Below are 3,432 nucleotides of genomic sequence, written 5' to 3'. Positions count from 1 at the left end.
TGACGCCTCCGGGCGCTACGCACCCTACGCCATCATCCCCAGGCAAAAGCTGCTACACCACTCGACGGGACATGACCCCACGCCGCTCTATGACTTCCATGCCAGGAAAATTGGGGTGGAGATCGAGCAGGCCGCCCCGGTGGTCTTGCCCAACAATGACGAGGTGCCGGTGGTGACGGCCAAAACGGCCAAGAAGGGTAAGGCTGCCAAGCCCGCGAACGACAACGCGAAATCTCGCGAGGAGCAGGTGCGGAACCTGTTCATCAATGAAGACGGCAAGGCGAAGACCTGCGAATGGTACACCCCTGGGGAAATCCTTGCCCCCTTTTATGCTGCCAACGAAAATCAGCCTTTCGATCTTGATCCCTGTTCGCCCTGCAAGGGGGATAACGCACCGGTTTGGGCACGACAACACTTCACCATCGACGACGATGGATTGGTCCAAGAATGGCATGGTCGCGTTTGGCTGAATGCTCCATTTAACGACCTTGAGCCGTGGCTCGAAAAAGCCGCCGATGCAGTCTGGTGCAGCCATATGCCCAATGCCCCCACCGAGGCTTCCGCAAATCGCGAACATCCCTTGTGCGAAACTGTGGTCAGCATCATGCCCGCTCGTACCCACACCCGATATTGGCAAAAGTACGTTCGCGACCATGCCCGCGTTTTCTTCGTCTCGGGAAAGCTCAAGTTTTTGCGGGGTGATGGCGGCAAGGGCGTGCCGGTGAAGATGCCCTTTCCTGAAGGCTTGGCCTTCGTGATCTGGGGCAACCACACGCTCTTTACCAATTACCTCAACGCGATGCCCGCTTCCGTGCTCGATGTCTACGAACGTTCCGCCCCGGCCATCCCTGATCACCCTGTGCGGTATTGGGATGCGATCAAGAGGGCGGCGTGATGGAACTCATTGGGAAGGACGTGAAGGTGGAATGGGCATCCACCCTTCACGCCGATCCCTGACCTATTCACCTGACCTGTTCCGCTTAGCCTTCATCTTCGCCGCTTCGATCTGGGCATCGAGTTCGCCGGTCTTCACGGCCTGGACCACCTGGGTCAGTACGGTGATCACCTCCTTCTCGGTCTTGCCCGCCTGGATGCTGGGTTTTCCCGGTTGGATTTCCACCACGACGGCATGGCCATACCTGATCTGCACCATGATGGTCCCATCAGCAGCCCGCCAGAACCAGGGTTTGGGCGGTGCCGCGACCGATTTGCGGATGGCATTGCCCTCGGAATCCTTGGTGTACCGGGTGCGTTCGACCTTAAAATTGGCATCCCCCAGAAGACCGATCTGGTTCTGAATGCCGTCGATCACCACATCACGGGCAGACTTCTTGCGGGTTTCCGAAATCAGCGGACGCTTGGCATCGGAAAACTTCAAGTTAAGCATAATAACCTCCATGCATTGATATCTGCACATAGGTTACGGACTCAATTTAGTATTTGCAATATGGCCGAGAAAATAATTTTTGTATCGATCACCCGACACGACGCCAAACTTCAGTCCACGCTTCGTTTTCAATTTTCTTTAGTGCCTTCACGCCTTCTTTATATTCAGTAGCTTGAACAGCATCTGTGCATTCTGCGGCAGCTTCATTTGTTGCATCAATCACTCCGGTCACATTTGATATCAAAGACAAAAGAGCTTCGGTCGATATTCTGCGGTTTCTTGATTTCGATGAACTCAGGTAGCTTTGACCTCTGTTCAGCCATTCACCAAACTCTCTCCCTGACTTCGCAATTCCAAGGCAATGAAACTCTTCATATATCTCCTGTAGTTCACGCATCTTGACGTTACTCCTGCTGATGTTGCAGGAGTATTTATCAAGCTGCTGCATTCCCATGTGCAGCCCACCCCAGATATCGACCTATCTGATTTTTGGAATTGTAGCGGCCACTTCGAATGGTCGGCCCGATTTCTCTTTTTTCCAATCCCGCCGCGAATGCAGCCTGTTCAAGCCGGGTTTCGACCATCCATGTATCGAGCAAACCGGCACTTGCCATGGCGAACCCATGCAGCGATGCTCGATATAGGCCGCAGTTTCGTCCCAGTACGACATCGCCGATAGCGGCGACCAATCTGTCGAAAAATACAGTCGCATAGGAATGATCTTCGGTCATGGGTGATTCATCTGGAACGGCAATCAGGACCGGCGGGGGCATATCGATAGGCAGGATGTTGTTCTGGACCCAGAGGGTGGGATTGATCGGATCGCCGTCGAAGACCTGGAAAAACCCATCACTGCCATCCATGGGTTTGCATGGCAGGTACATCATGTTCTCCACCGACAGCTTGGTCGGGTCGATGCCATGGCATGGCTTTGCCGATCCCCGTTTCCGTTGCCGGGGTGAACAGTAGCCGTTGGACTGGACCACCTTGATGATCTGTTTGCAGATGGAGTCGTAGGTCTCCGCCATCATGTAGCCGGTGGTGGGCATGAACACCCGGTAGCGGGTGTTGTTGGTCGAGGAGGCCGTGTTGTAGATCACCATGGTTTTACCCGCAAACATCTTGGCGAAGGCGTGATAGGGCATATCCCCGTCATCGATATCGAGCCAGATTCCCCAGGTGATCACCGCGTTTTCCCTTCCCCTGCTTTTGTCGCCCAAGGTCGGGTTGAACAGGGTCGGGCTGATCAGCATGTTGCTGTGCTTGTTCTGGTAGGTCAGTCCATGGCAATGACGAAGCCACTCGATCATGTCGCCCATGGACTTGAGGAACAGATGACGGGTGGTGTTGGTGTCCCGGATGTGGCGGAACAAAGTTCCAGCGAATAGCTCCCGTTCCAGTATAGACAAATCCATGAAATCAGATGCAGATGTATCCGCTAACGGCAAATGGTCATGTTTCGATGTAACGATAGGTGAATATATATTATTCGCCAATCGTAACGGTGAAATCTTACCATTTTGTATTCCGGGCAATATATTAGCCATTTCCACTTCCCCCATTTGCTCATCTTGCCTTTTGCGATATGCCCGGACTCGGGCTGAATTATCCACATGGAGCCGTTTCTTTTGCCATTTGCCCTTCTTTGCAAGCTGAACACCTGGAGCTTGGACCATGGTGCAACCGGGGAACTGATCGGCCAGCCACTGGGCTACACCGACATCAGTGACCACGACCCGAACTGGTACATCGCAATGGAGATCACGAAGACTGCACCGCATCACTGCCTGATAGACGGCTTGATGGCAGATCGCGTCCCTGATCTGGTCTGGGGTAATGCCGAAGTTCGACAGGAACCGGCATTGCATCGGTGTTGGCAGGAACGAGGCCACCACCACGACATTATGAAAATCGGAAAACTTATTCATTCCATGGGGTTTGTGTGGCAACGCGGTCGCGGGCAACTGGTGTCAACGGCGACCTAATTTTCCCCATTTCGGGCGGACGGAAATTCCCCAGGTGGAGGGATCGGTGATCAGCCGGAT

The 3,432-nt window shown here is 53.8% G+C and carries 4 protein-coding genes; 1 reads left to right on the top strand and 3 read right to left on the bottom strand.

Going from position 1 to position 3,432, the window contains the following annotated elements; translation table 11 throughout:
- The coding region (locus A6A04_RS22000; RefSeq protein ID WP_156612687.1) for a DNA N-6-adenine-methyltransferase at positions 1–895 on the top strand (895 nt) is incomplete at its 5' end.
- 63 nt (positions 896–958) lie between these two features.
- On the opposite strand, the gene A6A04_RS18455 is transcribed toward A6A04_RS22000, so the two are convergent.
- The 3 genes from A6A04_RS18455 to A6A04_RS18450 all read right to left on the bottom strand — a co-directional run bounded on the left by A6A04_RS18455 (position 959) and on the right by A6A04_RS18450 (position 3,315).
- The gene (locus A6A04_RS18455) at positions 959–1,387 is read right to left on the bottom strand and encodes a hypothetical protein (protein WP_245651289.1); all 429 of its coding nucleotides are present in this window, start codon (positions 1,385–1,387) and stop codon (positions 959–961) included.
- A gap of 88 nt (positions 1,388–1,475) precedes the next feature.
- Complete coding sequence (locus A6A04_RS22530) at positions 1,476–1,784, bottom strand: DUF6626 family protein (RefSeq protein WP_156612686.1); 309 nt, start codon at positions 1,782–1,784, stop codon at positions 1,476–1,478.
- A 37-nt stretch (positions 1,785–1,821) separates the two neighbouring features.
- Positions 1,822–3,315 carry a hypothetical protein gene (locus tag A6A04_RS18450; protein WP_245651288.1) on the bottom strand — a complete coding sequence of 498 codons (1,494 nt, stop codon included), beginning with the start codon at positions 3,313–3,315 and terminating at the stop codon, positions 1,822–1,824.
- Positions 3,316–3,432 lie beyond the last annotated feature (117 nt).

The sequence above is a fragment of the Paramagnetospirillum marisnigri genome (genome assembly GCF_001650715.1).
Lineage (GTDB): Bacteria > Pseudomonadota > Alphaproteobacteria > Rhodospirillales > Magnetospirillaceae > Phaeospirillum > Phaeospirillum marisnigri.
The sequence above is the reverse complement of the archived record's forward strand: the minus strand, read 5'-3'. Positions and strand labels throughout refer to the sequence as shown.